The 16,054-nt window shown below is 71.9% G+C and carries 20 protein-coding genes; 3 read left to right on the top strand and 17 right to left on the bottom strand.

From position 1 onward, the window contains the following. Nucleotides 1-107 precede the first annotated feature (107 nt). The 6 genes from P3T41_RS01435 to hisI all read right to left on the bottom strand — a co-directional run bounded on the left by P3T41_RS01435 (nt 108) and on the right by hisI (nt 4,352). Nucleotides 108-548, bottom strand: coding sequence for a DUF2752 domain-containing protein (locus P3T41_RS01435; protein WP_280687059.1), 441 nt, complete (start codon nt 546-548; stop codon nt 108-110). 184 nt (nt 549-732) lie between these two features. Next, complete coding sequence (locus tag P3T41_RS01430; RefSeq protein ID WP_280687058.1) at nt 733-1,026, bottom strand: HGxxPAAW family protein; 294 nt, start codon at nt 1,024-1,026, stop codon at nt 733-735. Between the two features lie 118 nt (nt 1,027-1,144). After that, entirely contained in the window at nt 1,145-1,771 is a 627-nt protein-coding gene (locus tag P3T41_RS01425; RefSeq protein ID WP_280687057.1) for a TIGR02234 family membrane protein, read from the bottom strand. Between the two features lie 48 nt (nt 1,772-1,819). After that, nucleotides 1,820-2,371: a Uma2 family endonuclease gene (locus P3T41_RS01420; RefSeq protein WP_280687056.1), complete on the bottom strand. Its 552-nt coding sequence runs from the start codon at nt 2,369-2,371 to the stop codon at nt 1,820-1,822. A 39-nt stretch (nt 2,372-2,410) separates the two neighbouring features. After that, nucleotides 2,411-3,928, bottom strand: coding sequence for an anthranilate synthase component I (locus P3T41_RS01415; protein WP_280687055.1), 1,518 nt, complete (start codon nt 3,926-3,928; stop codon nt 2,411-2,413). Nucleotides 3,929-3,968: 40 nt separating this feature from the next. Then, a complete protein-coding gene (gene hisI / locus P3T41_RS01410; RefSeq protein ID WP_280687054.1) occupies nt 3,969-4,352 on the bottom strand; it encodes a phosphoribosyl-AMP cyclohydrolase in 384 nt (127 codons plus the stop codon). A gap of 111 nt (nt 4,353-4,463) precedes the next feature. On the opposite strand from hisI, the gene P3T41_RS01405 reads away from it, so the two are divergent. Next, nucleotides 4,464-5,009, top strand: a complete 546-nt coding sequence (locus tag P3T41_RS01405) for a hypothetical protein (RefSeq protein WP_280687053.1) — start codon at nt 4,464-4,466, stop codon at nt 5,007-5,009. Between the two features lie 9 nt (nt 5,010-5,018). Here the strand turns inward: P3T41_RS01405 and hisF are convergent, their stop codons facing one another. From hisF to hisD, 8 genes are read right to left on the bottom strand one after another with little or no spacing between them, the layout of a single operon-like run. Continuing rightward, nucleotides 5,019-5,789, bottom strand: a complete 771-nt coding sequence (gene hisF / locus P3T41_RS01400) for an imidazole glycerol phosphate synthase subunit HisF (RefSeq protein ID WP_280687052.1) — start codon at nt 5,787-5,789, stop codon at nt 5,019-5,021. Further along, the gene (locus P3T41_RS01395) at nt 5,786-6,214 is read right to left on the bottom strand and encodes a Rid family hydrolase (protein ID WP_280687051.1); all 429 of its coding nucleotides are present in this window, start codon (nt 6,212-6,214) and stop codon (nt 5,786-5,788) included. The genes hisF and P3T41_RS01395 overlap by 4 nt, the downstream gene beginning before the upstream one ends. Beyond that, nucleotides 6,214-6,936 carry a bifunctional 1-(5-phosphoribosyl)-5-((5-phosphoribosylamino)methylideneamino)imidazole-4-carboxamide isomerase/phosphoribosylanthranilate isomerase PriA gene (gene priA / locus P3T41_RS01390; protein ID WP_280687050.1) on the bottom strand — a complete coding sequence of 241 codons (723 nt, stop codon included), beginning with the start codon at nt 6,934-6,936 and terminating at the stop codon, nt 6,214-6,216. Before priA ends, P3T41_RS01395 begins: the two co-directional genes overlap by 1 nt. A 21-nt stretch (nt 6,937-6,957) precedes the next feature. Beyond that, the gene (gene hisH / locus P3T41_RS01385) at nt 6,958-7,593 is read right to left on the bottom strand and encodes an imidazole glycerol phosphate synthase subunit HisH (protein ID WP_280687049.1); all 636 of its coding nucleotides are present in this window, start codon (nt 7,591-7,593) and stop codon (nt 6,958-6,960) included. 20 nt (nt 7,594-7,613) lie between these two features. Beyond that, nucleotides 7,614-7,763, bottom strand: a complete 150-nt coding sequence (locus tag P3T41_RS01380) for a hypothetical protein (RefSeq protein WP_266298987.1) — start codon at nt 7,761-7,763, stop codon at nt 7,614-7,616. Further along, nucleotides 7,760-8,359 carry an imidazoleglycerol-phosphate dehydratase HisB gene (gene hisB, locus P3T41_RS01375; RefSeq protein WP_280687048.1) on the bottom strand — a complete coding sequence of 200 codons (600 nt, stop codon included), beginning with the start codon at nt 8,357-8,359 and terminating at the stop codon, nt 7,760-7,762. The genes P3T41_RS01380 and hisB overlap by 4 nt, the downstream gene beginning before the upstream one ends. Beyond that, entirely contained in the window at nt 8,359-9,477 is a 1,119-nt protein-coding gene (locus P3T41_RS01370; protein WP_280687047.1) for a histidinol-phosphate transaminase, read from the bottom strand. Before P3T41_RS01370 ends, hisB begins: the two co-directional genes overlap by 1 nt. After that, nucleotides 9,474-10,781 (bottom strand): histidinol dehydrogenase, encoded by a 1,308-nt coding sequence (hisD, locus tag P3T41_RS01365; protein WP_280687046.1) that lies wholly within the window; start codon nt 10,779-10,781, stop codon nt 9,474-9,476. Before hisD ends, P3T41_RS01370 begins: the two co-directional genes overlap by 4 nt. Before the next feature lie 128 nt (nt 10,782-10,909). On the opposite strand from hisD, the gene P3T41_RS01360 reads away from it, so the two are divergent. Next, on the top strand, nt 10,910-12,712 hold the full coding sequence (locus P3T41_RS01360; RefSeq protein ID WP_280687045.1) for an oxidoreductase: 1,803 nt from the start codon (nt 10,910-10,912) through the stop codon (nt 12,710-12,712). Nucleotides 12,713-12,716: 4 nt separating this feature from the next. Beyond that, complete coding sequence (locus P3T41_RS01355) at nt 12,717-14,690, top strand: hypothetical protein (RefSeq protein ID WP_280687044.1); 1,974 nt, start codon at nt 12,717-12,719, stop codon at nt 14,688-14,690. Nucleotides 14,691-14,714: 24 nt separating this feature from the next. Here P3T41_RS01355 and P3T41_RS01350 read toward each other — a convergent pair whose 3' ends face one another. The 3 genes from P3T41_RS01350 to P3T41_RS01340 are packed head-to-tail and all read right to left on the bottom strand — an operon-like array spanning nt 14,715 to nt 15,982. Then, a complete protein-coding gene (locus P3T41_RS01350) occupies nt 14,715-14,936 on the bottom strand; it encodes a DUF397 domain-containing protein (RefSeq protein WP_280687043.1) in 222 nt (73 codons plus the stop codon). Then, nucleotides 14,933-15,787, bottom strand: a complete 855-nt coding sequence (locus tag P3T41_RS01345; protein ID WP_280687042.1) for a helix-turn-helix transcriptional regulator — start codon at nt 15,785-15,787, stop codon at nt 14,933-14,935. Before P3T41_RS01345 ends, P3T41_RS01350 begins: the two co-directional genes overlap by 4 nt. Before the next feature lie 21 nt (nt 15,788-15,808). Next, nucleotides 15,809-15,982, bottom strand: a complete 174-nt coding sequence (locus P3T41_RS01340) for a hypothetical protein (protein ID WP_280687041.1) — start codon at nt 15,980-15,982, stop codon at nt 15,809-15,811. Nucleotides 15,983-16,054 lie beyond the last annotated feature (72 nt).

Raw genomic sequence — 16,054 nt, 5'->3', positions numbered from 1 at the left:
GGCGCGCGTCTCGCGGAGCGGTACGGCTACCGGCCAGGTCACGGGCCGTTCGACCGCTGGCCGGGCCGCCGGGCAGCCGCCGGTGAGGCTGCCGGTGGAGCCGCCGCTCAGACCAGCGGCGGTGCCAGCCCCGCGCCGCCCGGCAGGTTGCGGACCACCGTGAAGGCGAGCAGCACCAGCAGCAGCACGACCAGCCGCCCGCGGGTCAGCACCGGATGCGGCGGCCGCCCGCCGGTCAGCGCCGACCAGAGCCAGCGCACCCAGAACACCCCGAGCACCGCGAAGAGCGCGACGGCGAGCAGGTTGTCGTGGCAGGCGGTGGTCAACTCGCCGCGGCTCAGCGCGTGCACGCAGCGCAGCCCGCCGCACCCCGGGCACCACCAGCCGGTGGCCTGCAGGAAGGGGCAGGTCGGATAGTGGCCCGGGGCGTTCGGGTCCACCGCCGAGACGTACAGGGTGGGCAGCGCGACGGCGGCGAGTGCCGTGAGCGGACGGGCGATGCGGCGCAGGACTGGCGCGGAGCCGGCCGGGGTGCTGGGGGCGGTCACGGTGCTGATTCTGCCCTCGTCCGGGTGAGCCACGCGCTACCCCGCGCGGGTGGCGGTGCGGCACGGCAGCCGGCGGGGGCGCGGACGGCGCGACGCGAGCCCCCGCAAGCACGCGGACCGGGGCGCCCGGCAGCGTGCGTGCGGGCGCCCCGGTCCGGGGCGGTGCGGCAGTGAGTGGTGCGCCTCAGTGGGCGGCGACGGCGGCCGGCTCGGCCGTGGCCGCGACGTCAGCCTTGGCGGCGGCCCTGGCGCGCGCCTCGGCGATGACGGTCGCCGTCGTGTTGTCCGCGACCTTGCCCATGCCGGCCATCGACATCGCCTTGGCGACCACGCCGCCGGCCAGGATGACGGCGATCCCGACCCAGAAGATCGGCACCGAGGCCATGATCATCGCGGCGCCGCTGACGCAGAAGCCGAGGAAGACGATGGCCGACCCGGTCCAGGCGGCGGGGGTGTGTCCGTGGGCTTGCGACGACATCTGGGTGCTCCTTGGTTCTACGGTCCTACCGGGGGTCGGTGCCGGCCTCGGCGGATTGTCACCCTCCATTGTTGCGGACGCCTCGCGACGCCCCAAAGCCGGGTCCGGGTGAGGACGGTCACGGTTGACGCGACCCGACGGCGGGCACGGTCGGGTCCTCGCCCCGGTCCAGCGCCTTCCACAGATCGGCGGGCGTCTGCGGGCCCGCCGGCTGCGCCTTCGGCTGCTTCGCGACCGGGGCGTCGTAGCGCGTGCCCATGCTCGGCCAGGCCCGCCCGCGCAGCAGCGTGAGCACCCCGGCCGCGGCCAGCAGCAGGCCGCCGAGCAGCGCCACCCAGGGCCAGGCGGTGTGGCTGACCTGCTCCGCGGAGGTGCCCAGCAGCCCGAGCTTCTTCGCCGCCTCGCTGTCCACCGCCGTGCTGTTGGTCGCCCCCAGCCCCGCCGCCACCGCCGCTCCGACGCCGGCCAGCGTCACCAGCACGCCGACCGCGTACCGCCCGACCCCGCGCACCGCGAAGATCGCCACCGCCGAGGCCAGCCCGACCAGCGCCATCGCCTGCGGCAGCCCCGACACCTCGCTCCCGGGCGCACTCACCGCGAGCCCCTTGACCTGCCCCTCGGCCCAGGTCCGCCCCACCGCCACCAGCACCAGCGTCGCCCCACCCACGGTGAGCAGCAGCATCATCGCCAGGCTGCGCCGATCGGCGGCGGTGCGGGTGGGAGCGGGGGCGGGCGTGGCAGTCATCCGTCCACTATCCCCCGGGATGCCTGCCGCCCGGACACCGGGTCGTCCTCAGTCGCGGGGGAAACCGCCGGTCTTGATGGTGATGGTGCGGCCGTCGAGGGGCAGCACGAGGTCCTCGCCGAACGGGACGGGCTCGCTCAGCTCGTACCGGCCGCTCTGCGGAGAGCTGTGCAGGGTGCAGAGGGCGGTGGACGGGTCGATGACCACGTAGATCGGGATGGCGCACTCGGCGTAGAGCCCGAGCTTCTTGACGAAGTCGTTGTCCTGATTGGACTTCGAGACGACCTCGAGGACGGCTTCGAGGTCGTGCCACTCGTAACGGCCTCGGCCGTTGAGCTCCGCGCCGGGGGCGACGACCGCGAGGTCGGGTGCGTAGCCGTAAAGGCTGGACGGAAAGTCCACCATGACGTCGGAGATGTAGTCACCCCGCTCGGCCAGCTGGTCCTCGATCTGCCGAGCCGCCTTGAAGATGACCTTCATCTGCGTCAGGCCCTGAGGCCTCATGATGATCTTCCCGTCCGTGATCTCGACGTGGTAGCCACGCGGGAAGTCGACAGCCTCGTGCACATCCCAGGCGCTCTCGGTTGCCATCGCGGTCATCCCGCCACCTCCCTGTGAGACACAACGATCGGGCGTCCTTCACGCTACCGGCGCGCGCAGCGTGTTGGCCGTGGCGACGGCGCGCAGTACGGCGGCGGCCTTGTTGCGGCACTCGGTGTCCTCGCTCGCCGGGTCGGAGTCGGCGACCACGCCCGCGCCGGCCTGGACGTAGGCGGTGTGGTCGCGCAGCACGGCGGTGCGGATGGCGATCGCGGTGTCGGCGTCGCCGGCGAAGTCGAGGTAGCCGACGCAGCCGCCGTAGAGGCCGCGGCGGGTGGGTTCGAGCTCCTCGATGATCCGCATCGCGCGGGGCTTGGGCGCGCCGGAGAGGGTGCCGGCCGGGAAGCAGGCGGTGAGCACGTCGAAGGCGGTGCGGCCGGCGGCGACCTCGCCGGTGACGGTGGAGACGATGTGCATCACGTGGCTGTAGCGCTCGACCGACATGAAGTCGACCACCTCGACGCTGCCCGGGGTGCAGACCCGGCCCAGGTCGTTGCGGCCGAGGTCCACCAGCATCAGGTGCTCGGCCCGCTCCTTGGGGTCGGCGAGCAGCTCGGCGGCCAGCTCGGCGTCCTCCTGCGGGGTGGCGCCGCGGTGCCGGGTGCCGGCGATCGGGTGCACCATCGCCTGGCCCTGCGTCACCTTGACCAGCGCCTCCGGGCTGGAGCCGACCACGTCGAAGCCGCCCTCGGCCTCGCCGTCCGGGCCGGGGAACCGGAACAGGTACATGTACGGGCTGGGGTTGGTGGTGCGCAGCACGCGGTAGACGTCGAGCGCGGAGGCGGGGCAGGGCGCCTCGAAGCGCTGCGAGGGGACCACCTGGAAGGCCTCGCCGGCCCGGATCCGCTCCTTGACCTGCTCGACGGCGGCCCGGAACGGCGCCCCGCCGAACGGTGACACGGCGTCAGCCGCGGTGGGGGTGAAGGTGGCCAGGCCCGGATCGACCGGCTTGGCCAGCTCCGCCTCCATCGCGTCGAGCCGGGCCACCGCGTCCGCGTAGGCCTCGTCGGCGCCGCTGGCCAGGTCGTTGTGGTTGACCGCGTTGGCGATCAGCAGCACGCTGCCGTCCACGTGGTCGAGCACCGCCAGGTCGGTGGCGAGCATCATGGTGAGCTCGGGCAGCCGCAGGTCGTCCGGGTTGAGGTCGGGCAGCTTCTCCAGGCGGCGGACGATGTCGTAGCCGAGGTAGCCGACCAGGCCGCCGGTGAGCGGCGGCAGGCCGTCGTCGAGGTGCCGGGGGGTGTGCAGGGCGGCCAGGGTGGCCCGCAGCACCTCCAGCGGGTCGCCGGTGCGCGGGATGCCGACCGGGGGGTTGCCCAGCCAGCGGGCCCCGCCGTCCGGGCCGACGGTCAAGGTGGCCGCGCCGCGCACCCCGACGAACGAGTAGCGCGACCAACTGCGGCCCTGCTCGGCCGACTCCAGCAGGAAGGTGCCGGGCCGCTCGCCCGCCAGCGAGCGGTAGAGGCCGATCGGCGTGAGGCCGTCCGCCAGGAGCCTTCGGGTGACCGGGATGACCCGGGTGTCGACGGCGAGCTTGCGGAAGGCTTCGAGGTCCATCAGGCGGGCACCGATCTCTCAGGGGTTGGCGGGAGTGCGGTCAGCGGGGCAGCAGCACGTCTTCGTCGAAGCAGGTCCGGGCGCCGGTGTGGCAGGCGGCGCCGACCTGGTCGACCCGGACCAGCAAGGTGTCCCCGTCGCAGTCCAGCGCCACCGACTTCACGTGCTGGAAGTGTCCGGAGGTGTCGCCCTTCACCCAGTACTCCCGGCGGCTGCGGCTCCAGTAGGTGCAGCGCCCGGTGGTCAGGGTGCGGTGCAGGGCCTCGTCGTCCATCCAGCCGAGCATCAGCACCTCGCCGGTGTCGTGCTGCTGGGCGATGGCGGGCAGCAGGCCGTCCTCGGTGCGCTTGAGGCGGGCCGCGACGGCCGGGTCGAGGGCGGTGCTGCCGGGGACGGCGGGGACGGACGGCGGTACGGATGACATGCGGACATTGTCGCAGGCACCGGGCGCCGACGGGGAACCCCGACGATCTTTCGGACGGCAGTTGTGGCAACTGGGCCACGAGGCGTACCGCACTGCGGGATTCTGGTGCGCATGACCCAGCCCGCACGCCGCACCGGCCCGTTGCTCACGCTCGCCGTCGTGCTGCTGCTCACCGCCGGCGCGGTGACGGCGGCGCTGCTGTGGCCCGGTGGCAAGCACTCGGCCGCCGCGCCACCGCCCGCGCCCTCCGCGTCCCCGTCTCCCAGCCCCTCGCCGTCCCCCTCGCCCAGCCCCAGCAAGCAGCTGCCGTACCCCTGGTACCCGGTCGGCGGCTGCCTGGACGACCCGCAGTTGAGCCCCGTGATCACCGTGTCGCAGGCCCGCGCGTGCGACCAGCCGCACGACGCGGAGGCGATCGGCAACCCGACGCTGCCCGACGGGCTCACCAAGGAGAGCCAGCTCGGCCTCGCCCTGGTGAAGGCCTGCCAGCCGGTGGCGGCCGCCTGGGAGGCGAAGCAGGGCGGCGGGACGTGGTACCCCTTGCAGTTGGAACCGTCGCTGACGTACTACCAGCAGGGCTACCGGGACGCGACCTGCCTGCTGGCCGCCTCCCGCGCGCAGGGCGGGCCGAAGCTCACGGCGCCGCTGAAGAACTGAGACCGGCCACTACCGGACCGGGTGCCCGGCCTCGCGCAGCGCGTCCTTCACGTCGCCGATGAGCAGGTCGCCGAAGTGGAAGACGGAGGCGGCCAGCACCGCGTCCGCGCCCGCGGCGACCGCCGGGGCGAAGTCGGCGAGCTTGCCGGCGCCGCCGGAGGCGATCACCGGGACGGCGACCCGCTCGCGCACCGCGTGGATCATCGCCAGGTCGTAGCCGTCCTTGGTGCCGTCCGCGTCCATCGAGTTGAGCAGGATCTCGCCGGCGCCCAACTCGGCGGCGCGCTCGGCCCATTCGACCGCGTCCAGGCCCGTGCCACGCCGCCCGCCGTGGGTGGTCACCTCGAAGCCCGAAGCGGTCTCGGTGCCGGGCTGGACCCGGCGGGCGTCCACCGAGAGGACCAGCACCTGGCGGCCGAAGCGCTCGGCGATCTCGCGGATCAGCTCGGGCCGCGCGATCGCGGCGGTGTTGACGCCGACCTTGTCGGCGCCGGCCCGCAGCAGCTTGTCGACGTCCTCGACGGACCGGATGCCGCCGCCCACGGTGAGCGGGATGAAGACCTGCTCGGCGGTGCGGCGCACCACGTCGTAGGTGGTCTCCCGGTCGCCGGACGAGGCGGTGATGTCCAGGAAGGTCAACTCGTCGGCGCCCTGGGCGTCGTAGGCCCGGGCCAGCTCCACCGGGTCGCCGGCGTCGCGCAGGTTCTGGAAGTTGACGCCCTTGACCACCCGGCCCGCGTCCACGTCCAGGCAGGGGATCACACGTACCGCGAGCGTCACTGCTGTCCTTCCAGGGTCTGCGCCAATCCGGCGCGGTAGGCGTCGAGTTCGACCTCGACCAGCATCCGGGAGTCGATCAGCCCGTCGACCACCACCATGGTGGCCACCGGGCGGACCGCGTCGAAGAGCTGCTTGTGCGCGCGGCCGACCTCGTCGACGTCGCGCAGATGGCTGATGTACATCCGGGTGCGGACCACGTGGTCCGCCGTCAGGCCGTACGCGGCAAGGGCTTCGAGGCCGATCCCGAAGGCGCTCAGGGTCTGCGTGAAGGGGTCGCCCTCGCGCTCGATCTGCCCGTCCACCCAGGCGGTGCAGCCGGCGACGTACACCTGGTCGCCGACCGCGACGGCCCGGGCGCAGCCGAAGTCCTCCTCCCAGGGAAGGGAGCCGAAGACCCTGCCGCGCACGATCTGACGATCCGTCACTAGGACACAGCCTCCAGGGCCTGCTCAAGGGTGAACTTCTGCTCGTAGAGGGCCTTGCCCACAATCGAGCCCTCGACACCTTCGGGCACCAGGGTGGCGATGGCGCGCAGGTCGTCCAGCGAGGAGACGCCGCCGGAGGCGACCACGGGCCGGTCGGTGCGGGCGCAGACGTCGTGCAGCAGCTGCAGGTTGGGGCCGGTCAGGGTGCCGTCCCGGTTGACGTCGGTGACCACGTAGCGGGCGCAGCCCTCGGCGTCCAGGCGGGCCAGCACCTCGTACAGCTCGCCGCCGTCCTTGGTCCAGCCACGGCCGCGCAGCGTGGTGCCGACCACGTCCAGGCCGACCGCGATCTTGTCGCCGTGCTCGGCGATCACCTTGGCCACCCACTCGGGGCTCTCCAGCGCGGCGGTGCCCAGGTTGACCCGGGTGCAGCCGGTGGCCAGGGCGGCGGCGAGCGAGGCGTCGTCGCGGATGCCGCCGGAGAGTTCGACCTTGATGTCCAGGCGCCCGGTGACCTCGCGCAGCAGCTCGCGGTTGTCGCCGGTGCCGAAGGCGGCGTCCAGGTCGACCAGGTGCAGCCATTCGGCGCCGGCGCTCTGCCAGGCCAGCGCGGCGGCCAGCGGCTCGCCGAAGGAGGTCTCGGTGCCGGAGGCGCCCTTGACCAGGCGCACGGCCTGACCGTCACGGACGTCGACGGCGGGGAGCAGTTCGAGGCGGCTCATTTACGTACAACCTTCGTGGAACTAGAGGGTGTTGACCCAGTTGGTCAGCAGGGCGGCACCGGCGTCGCCGGACTTCTCGGGGTGGAACTGGGTGGCCCAGAGCGGGCCGTTCTCGACCGCCGCGACGAACGGCTGCCCGTGGGTGGTCCAGCTGACCAGCGGGGCGTTGATCTTCTCGTTGGTGATCTCCAGCTCCCAGCGCCGCACCCCGTAGGAGTGCACGAAGTAGAACCGGCTGTCCTGGTCGAGGCCGGCGAAGAGCCGGCTGCGCTCGGGCCAGGAGACCGTGTTCCAGCCCATGTGCGGGATGATCGGCGCGTCCAGCGGCTCGACCGTGCCGGGCCACTCGTCGCAACCCGCCGTCTCCACCCCGTGCTCGACCCCGCGCTCGAAGAGGATCTGCATGCCCACGCAGATGCCCAGCACCGGACGGCCACCGGCCAGCCGGCGCCCGATGATCTGCTCGCCGCGCACCGCCTTCAGCCCGCGCATGCACGCCTCGAAGGCGCCGACGCCGGGCACCAGCAGGCCGTCCGCGTCCAGTGCCTGCTGGAAGTCGGAGGTCACCGTGACGGTGGCGCCGGTGCGCTCGACGGCCCGCTGCGCGGAGCGGAGGTTTCCTGATCCGTAGTCGAGGACCACGACGTTCTTGCCCATATCGGGGACAGCTCCAGGGTCTAGAGGCGCAGGACGCCGGCGGCCAGGCAGAACGCCGAGCTGATGGCGAGCAGGAAGACGACGCCCTTGGGCAGCTTCTGCTTCCAGAACGAGTACACGCCGCCGGCCAGGAACAGCCCCACGACGATCAGCACGGTGGCCGTGTTCACAGCGCGCCCTTCGTCGAGGGGAGGATGCCGGCCGCCTTCGCCCGCGGGTCGAACTCCGAGGCGTAGCGCAACGCCCGGGCCAGCGCCTTGAACTGGCACTCCACGATGTGGTGCGCGTTGCGCCCGTACGGGACGTGCACGTGCAGGGCTATCTGCGCCTGGGCGACGAAGGACTCCAGGATGTGCCGGGTCATCGTCACGTCGTAGCTGCCGATCATCGGCGCCATGTTCTCGGGCTCGGTGTGCACCAGGTACGGGCGACCGGAGAGGTCGACGGTCACCTGGGCCAGCGACTCGTCCAGCGGGACGGTGCAGTTGCCGAACCGGTAGATGCCGGTCTTGTCGCCGAGCGCCTGCTTGAAGGCGGCACCCAGCGCGAGGGCGGTGTCCTCGATGGTGTGGTGGGTGTCGATGTGCAGGTCGCCCTCGGTCTTCACGGTGAGGTCGAAGAGGCCGTGGCGGCCGAGCTGGTCGAGCATGTGGTCGTAGAACCCGACGCCCGTGGAGATGTCGGTCTGGCCGGTGCCGTCGAGATCGATCTCGACCAGGACCGTGGTCTCCTTCGTGGTGCGCTCAACGCGCCCGATGCGGGACATCAGTTCTTACAGCTCCTTGGTGACAGTTCCTTGGTGACGGTGCGGACGGCGTCCAGGAAGGCGTCGTTCTCGGCGGGGGTGCCGGCCGTGACGCGCAGGTACCCGGGGACGCCGTTGTCGCGGATCAGCACGCCGCGGTCGAGGATCGCCCGCCAGACGGCGCGCTGGTCCTCGAAGGTCCCGAACTGGATGAAGTTCGAGTCCGAGTCGGTGACGGTCAGGCCCAGCGCGCGCAGCGCCTCGACCAGCCGGTCGCGCTCGCCCTTGAGCTTCTGGACGTAGCCGAGCAGCGTGTCGGTGTGCTCCAGGCAGGCCAGCGCGGTCGCCTGGGTGACGGCCGAGAGGTGGTAGGGCAGCCGGACCAGTTGCACGGCGTCCACCACGGCCCGGTCGGCGGCCAGGTAGCCCAGGCGCAGGCCGGCTGCGCCGAAGGCCTTGGACATGGTCCGGGTGACCACCAGCAGCGGGCGGCCCTCGATCAGCGGCAGCAGCGAGGCGCGGTGCGAGAACTCGACGTAGGCCTCGTCCACGATCACCACGGTCGGCTTGACCGCCTGCGCGGCGTCGTGGAGCGCGAGCACGGTGTCGCGCTCCACGGCGGTGCCGGTCGGGTTGTTCGGCGAGCAGATGAAGAGCACGTCGGGGCGGTGCTCGGCGAGTGCCGCGATCGCCGCGTCCACGTCGATGGTGAAGTCGGCGTTGCGCGGACCGGCGATCCAGCGGGTGCCGGTGCCCCGGGAGATCAGCTCGTGCATCTGGTAGGACGGCTCGAAGCCGAGCGCGCTGCGGCCCGGGCCGCCGAAGGTCTGCAGCAGCTGCTGGATGACCTCGTTGGAGCCGTTGGCCGCCCAGACCTGGCCGAGCTCCAGCGGGTGCCCGGTGGTGCGGGTCAGGTAGCGGGCCAGCTCGGTGCGCAGCTCGACCGCGTCCCGGTCCGGGTAGCGGTTGAGGCTGCGGGCGGCGTCGGCGACCCGCTCGGCGATCCGGGCCACCAGCGGCTCGGGCAGCTGGTACGGGTTCTCGTTGGTGTTCAGCTGGACCGGGACGTCCAGCTGCGGGGCGCCGTAGGGCGACTGTCCGCGCAGCTCGTCACGGACGGGCAGGTCGTCGATCTTCAAGAGTTCGGCACCGTCCAGTCGAAGCGGGCGCGGATGGCATCGCCGTGGCCGGGCAGGTCCTCGGCGTTGGCGAGGTTCACCACGTGCGCGGCGACGTCCGCCAGCGCCTCGCGGCTGTAGTCGATCACGTGGATGCCGCGCAGGAAGGACTGCACGGACAGGCCCGAGGAGTGGCAGGCGCAGCCGCCGGTGGGCAGCACGTGGTTGGAACCGGCCGCGTAGTCGCCCAGCGAGACCGGCGCGAACCGGCCGACGAAGATCGCGCCCGCGTTGCGCACCCGGGCGGCGACGGCGGCCGCGTCCCGGGTCTGGATCTCCAGGTGCTCGGCGGCGTAGGCGTTCACCACGACCAGGCCCTGCGCCAGGTCGTCCACCAGCACGGTGCCGGACTGCCGGCCGGTCAGCGCGGTGGTGACCCGCTCGCGGTGCTTGGTCTCGGCCACCTGCTTGGCCAGCTCGACGTCGACCGCGTCGGCCAGCGCGAGGGAGTCGGTGACCAGCACCGAGGCGGCCATCGGGTCGTGCTCGGCCTGGCTGATCAGGTCGGCGGCCACCTCGGCGGGCACCGCGCTGTCGTCGGCCAGCACGGCGATCTCGGTCGGTCCGGCCTCGGCGTCGATGCCGATCCGGCCCTTGAGCAGGCGCTTGGCGGCCGCCACGTAGATGTTGCCCGGGCCGGTGACCAGGTTGACCGGCGCGCACTCCTCGGTGCCGTAGGCGAACATCGCGATCGCCTGGGCGCCGCCGACCGCGTACACCTCGGTGACGCCGAGCAGCGCGCAGGCCGCCAGGATGGTCGGGTGCACCTGGCCGCCGTGGTCCTTCTGCGGCGGCGAGGTGACCGCGATGCCCTGGACGCCAGCCTCCTGGGCGGGCACCACGTTCATCACAACGGAGGACGGGTAGACGGCCAGCCCGCCCGGCACGTAGAGGCCGACCCGGTCCACCGGCACCCACCGCTCGCTGACCGTGCCGCCGGGCACCACCTGGGTGGTGTGGTCGGTGCGGCGCTGCTCACGGTGGACCAGGCGGGCCCGGCGGATCGACTCCTCCAGGGCCGCGCGGACCTTCGGGTCCAGGGCGGTCAGGGCGGCGGTGATCGCCGCCTCGGGCACCCGGGTGGTCGCCAGCGTGACGCCGTCGAAGCGCTCGGTGATCTCGATCAGCGCCGCGACCCCGCGATGGCGTACGTCCTCGCAGATCGGCCGCACCGTCTCCAGGGCGGCTTCCACGTCGAACTCGGCACGGGGCAGCAGGTCACGCGGGTCGCTGGTGGAGCCGCGCAGGTCGATTCGAGAGATCACACGGCCCAGTGTAAGGAGTGGCCGGAATGGGTGGCCCCACATATCAGTCCGTGATACGAACGCTGAGACGTCCGCTGCGCGGCGTCCAGGGGCAGGGAACAGCAGGGGACGCGGGGATGGCGGGGAACATGGGGAGCACGGGGAACTCGGGAACGCAGGCGGCGCCGGCCGACTGGAACCCGGTCGAGCAGCGGTTATGGGAAGCCTTCCGGCGTGGCGAGGTCTACGACCTGTCGGTCGGCGACCGGCACGCGGACGATCCGGCCTCACCGGCCGGCTGGGGCCCGGAGCGGACCGTACGGGCCGAGGTGCTGGCGCTGCTGCTGCTCGCCGGCCCGGCCGCCATACCCGGCACGGTGCGCGGCCTCAAGCTCACCGGCGCGCTGGTCACCGGGCGCCTGGACCTCGCCGGCGGGCGGATCACCGACTTCCTCGAACTGCGCGCCTGCCGCTTCGACACCGGCGTGCTGCTCTCCGAGGCCCAGGCGGGCACGGTGCGCTTCGACGGCTGCTGGCTGCCCCGGCTGGACGGCTCCCGGCTGACCACCGCCGGCGATCTGGTGCTGGCCCGCTGCGTGGTGCCGTTCGGGGTGCGGCTGACGGACGCGCAGATCGGCACCGACCTGATCGTCAACTACCTCATGGCGGGCTGCGACCAGTACCAACACGCCTTCTCGGCCGACGGCATGACGGTCCATCAGGACTTCGAGGCCGACCGGCTGATCACCTACGGCGACCTGAGCCTGCGCACCGCCAAGATCGGCGGCCGGCTCTCGCTGCGCGGCGCCGAGCTGCGCGCCCGCCCCGGGCAGAGCAACTGCCTCAACGCGGCCCGGATCAACGTCGGCAGCACCTGCTACCTGAGCGGCTGGCTGCCCGCCGGGCCGATCCGACCGCACCCCAGCGCCCACCCGCTCGCAGTGCAGGGGGTGCTCTACAGCCTGCGCAACGCCGACCCGGGGCCGTTCTACCGCGCGCAGAGTTCGGACCCGCGCGCGGAGGAGGTGGCGGAGACCGCTCCGGGAGTCCCGGGGCCACGACCCGAGGCCGAGGCTCTCGCCGGGACGCCCATGGCGCAGGGCAGCGCGCCCGGTGACATGTACGGCCACGGATTCGGCGAGGCGGCCGCCCTCGGCAGCCTCAGCGTGCCGTTCCGCGCCTTCGGCGGGGTCCGCCTGGAGGACGCCCGCTTCGAGTCCGCCTGCCTGATCGCCAACGCCGAGTTCCACCTGGCGGACGGCCAGGAACTCTCGCTACGCCGGATCCAGACCCCCGAACTGCGCTTCACCTGCCCGACCCCGCCTACCGGCACCGTCGCTCTCTCCCGGGCCCGGATCGGCAATCTGGTCGACTCCCCCAGCGCCTGGCCGACCAACCACAAGGTCCGGCTGACCGGCTTCGCCTACGAGTACCTGCGCCCACCGGAGGGCAGCGCCTTCACCGTCGCCCAGCGGGTCAACTGGCTGGACCACGCACTGGACGCCTACCACCCCGAGCCCTACGAGCAGTTGGCCGCCGCCCTGCGCCGCGACGGCCTCGACGAGGACGCCCGCGAGGTGCAGTACGCCAAGCAGCACCGCCGCACCCAGAACCTGCCCCTGCTGGGCCGACTCTGGTGCCGCTTCCAGGACATCACGGTGGGCTACGGCTACCGCCCGCGCCGCGCGGCGGCCTGGCTGCTGGCCGCCTGGCTGCTGGGCACCCTCTGGTTCGCCGGCCACCAGCCGCCGCCTGCCAAGCTGGACGAACACCCGCACTGGAACGCCGCGTTGTACTCGGCCAGCCTGGTGCTGCCGATCGTCAACCTGGGCCAGGACGGCTGGGCACCGGCCGGTTTCAGCCAGTGGCTGAGCGCGGGCCTGGTGATGACCGGCTGGCTGCTGGCGACCACGGCGGTGACGGGGGCGACCCGCGTGCTGCAGCGGGGGTGACACCGTGGCGCAGAACGTGCACAACGAGTTCCACGGCCGGGCCGAGTTCGTGGTGCAGGCCGGCAGCATCACCGGGCCGATCACCTACGTCGCCGCGCCGCTCACCGAAGAGGAGCAGGCCGCCCGCCGATTCGCGCGGATGGTCCATCTCCAGTGGTCACGCGAGGCCGGCCTGCGCGGACTGCTCGACCCAGCTCCGCTGTCCACTCGCTGGGTCGACGCCCACCACGAGTACGGCGACCACGTGCGTCTGGCCGGGCAGGTCGAGCAGGCGCAGGCGGGCGACCTGGCCGCGTTCGCGGCGGCGTTCCTGGCACTGCCGAAGCAGCGGTTGGTCCTGCTCGGCGAGGCCGGTTCGGGCAAGTCGAGCGTGGCGGTGCTGCTGACGCTGCGCCTGCTGGCGGACCGGACGGCCGACGACCCGGTGCCGGTGCTGCTCTCACTGGGCTCCTGGGATCCGCTGCGAGAACACTTCCAGGCCTGGCTGGCAGCCCGGCTGGCCGAGGACTACCCCAAGGCGCAACGACAGCTGCTGCTCGACGCCCAGCTGATCACGCCGGTGCTGGACGGGCTCGACGAGATGTCACCACCGCGCCGGGCCGCCGCACTTGATCGGCTGCACAAGGGTGCGGCGGGTACCGCCCCGCTGATCCTGACCTGCCGTGCTGCCGACTACACCGGCGGCGTGCTGCGGTCCGCCGCGGTGGTGCGGGCGCAGCCAGTGATGCCGCAGGACGCACTCGCCTACCTGGAGGCGGTGGTGCCACCACAGCGACACGGGCCATGGCAGCCGGTCTTCGCGGTACTGGCGGGCGAGCTGTCCGGGCCACTGCTGACCGTCTCGGCCAACCCCCTGATGCTCGGCCTGATCCGCGCGGTACATGGCGCCGGCCACCCGGACCCGGCGCATCTGCTGTCCTTCACCGAGGTCCGCGAGCTGGAGAACCATCTACTCGACGGCCTCCTCCCAAGCGTCTTCACCGATGTGCCGGCAGCGCCGGCACAACCGGCAGCGCGGCGACGCCGCTGGGCGCTCGATCGCGCCGAGCGCTGGCTGGGCTTCCTGGCCACCGATCTGACGGTCCGCCACTCGGATGACCTCTCGTGGTGGCAGCTGCATCAGCGGGTTTCCTCGTGGCGGCGGGCGCTGCTGACCGGGGCAGCCACCTGGCTGCTCGCCATCCCGCTGCTGGCAGCGGACCTCCTCGCGATCGGCCAGCCGTACCAGGTCCTGCCCTGGAGTGCTCTGCTGTTCGGCGGCGGCGTCCTCGGCTTCTCGGTCGGCGGATGCGCCGGGGCTGCCGGGGCTCGCGGAAGTGCCATCAGGCCGGCGGTGATCCGGACCACCGAACGACCGGGCCCCGCCGTGCTCGGCGCGCTGCTGCGCCGGCCTTGGGCTGCGCTTCTGCTGTGCTGCTGGCTGCTCTGGGCGGCGGCAAACGGCATCTCGTTCGTCCGCTGGACGCAGCACCGGTCAGGGCCGGTGCCGAACCTCTTCCCGCTGGCGTCCTTCGCGGCACTCGTCGGTACCGTCGCGATCCAGTGGCTGTTCAACCTGCTGACCGCGCCGATCAGGCGGGAGGAACTGGCCGATCCAGCAAGCGCGCTGGCACGCGGCCGACGGAGCGCGGTGCGACCCGCCCTCGGGGTCGGTCTGCTGTCGGCAGTCGGCTGCGCGCTCTTCTTCGTCGTCGTGGGCGCAGGCATGTCGCTGACGTGGTCAGACGCATGGGTCGGGATGTCCGTACTGGCGATCGAGGCCGGCGTGCTGGGCGCGGCGATCGGGCTGGTCCGCACATCGTGGTTCGCCTACCGCCACGCCCACCTCCACCACGCCCTCAGCGGCCGCCTCCCCTGGCGCCTGTCGAAGTTCCTGGCTGATGCCCACCGCCTCGGCGTGCTGCGGCAGGTCGGCCCGGTCTACCAGTTCCGCCACGCCCGCCTGCGGGAGCGGCTCGCGGAGCGCCGGGCACGCTGAGACGGTCGGGCTCCGCGCCTCCGATCAGCGATCGGCCACCACGAGCCGGTCACCGCCCGCCGCATCGGCGAACACTGCCCAGGCCTTCGCGGAGAAGCGGAGGGCGGGGCCTGCGGGGTCCTTGCTGTCCCGGACGGCGACGTCGCCGGAGGCGGCGGCGCACTCGACGCAGTTGCCGTCCTCGTTGCTCCGACTCGACTTGCGCCAGAGCGCCGACAGGGCAGACGCATCAGGAAAGCTGCTCACTTGATCATGTCCCTTTTCTCGATGATGAGCGCGTGCGAGTCATCGAGGTTCAGGGCTGACGCGATGATCTGGTTGAAGCCCGCTCGGTAGATCTCCACCCGCTCCGGCTCATCCTCCCACCGACTGCCCGCATGACCTGGCGCGAGGACGACATCGAGTGCGCGCGCGGGGAACTCCAGCAGTGTGTAGGCACCGTTCATCCCCGGGTGCGGTGGCGCCGCCGACTCCATGATCTGAATCTTGATGTTCGGGCTGCCACACAGGCTGATGAGCCTGTCGAGCTGATCGACCATCACCCCCTCGCCCATGTTGGCCGAGAGCGCAGACTCATGGATGACGGCCCACATCGTGACCGGGTTCTCCGCCCTGGACAGGATGGCCTGCCGAGCGATCCGGACATCGATCATGGCCGGAATGCTCGCCGGGGTTCGGCTCAGCCTGGAGAAGATCGCCTGCGCGTATGACCGCGTCTGGAACAACCCGGGGATGAACGAAGCCTCGTACGTCTTGATCCCGATGGCGCTTGCCTCCAAGGTGATCAAGTCAGTGTGGAGAAGGTTGAGCGCGTCGCTGTAGCCCTGCCACCAGCCGCGCCTCGGCTTCTCCTTGACGATCTGCAGAAGCACGGCCTTGAGGTCGGCATCGCACTCGTAAACGTCGAGCAGCGCCCCGACCACATCCGCCTTCGGATGTGCAACGCGGGCATTCTCGTAGCGACTCAGCTTCGGAAGGTTCATCCCAGGGATCCGGCTCACAACCTCCTCAGCCGAGAGGCCCGTTGACTCACGCAGTCGGCGAAGCTCGGCTGCGAGACGCCGATGCCGAACCGTGGGCACATCGTTAGCGGCCATCCTTCCCACCCCTCCTTGCTGTCAGGTGATCAGTCTGCCTGCACCGCAAGGACGTATGCCACCACCAAGCCCACTTTCGAGGAAGGCGAATTCACGTTCGATTTGAATGTTTTCACATTTTGCTTGACCTACTTGCATGCGGATCGAGCCAGCCATCATGCTGAGAGTGACGGATTGGCCGCCCAGAGCGATCATCAGCCTCGGCCATCCGCCATCTCCTCCTGCCCGAAGCCTGCCTGACGACCGTCAGAACCAAGCAAGGAGACG

The sequence above is a fragment of the Kitasatospora sp. GAS204B genome, from assembly GCF_029892155.1.
Taxonomy (GTDB): domain Bacteria; phylum Actinomycetota; class Actinomycetes; order Streptomycetales; family Streptomycetaceae; genus Kitasatospora.
Note: the sequence above shows the minus strand (reverse complement) of the source record. Positions and strands in the feature narration are given on the sequence as shown.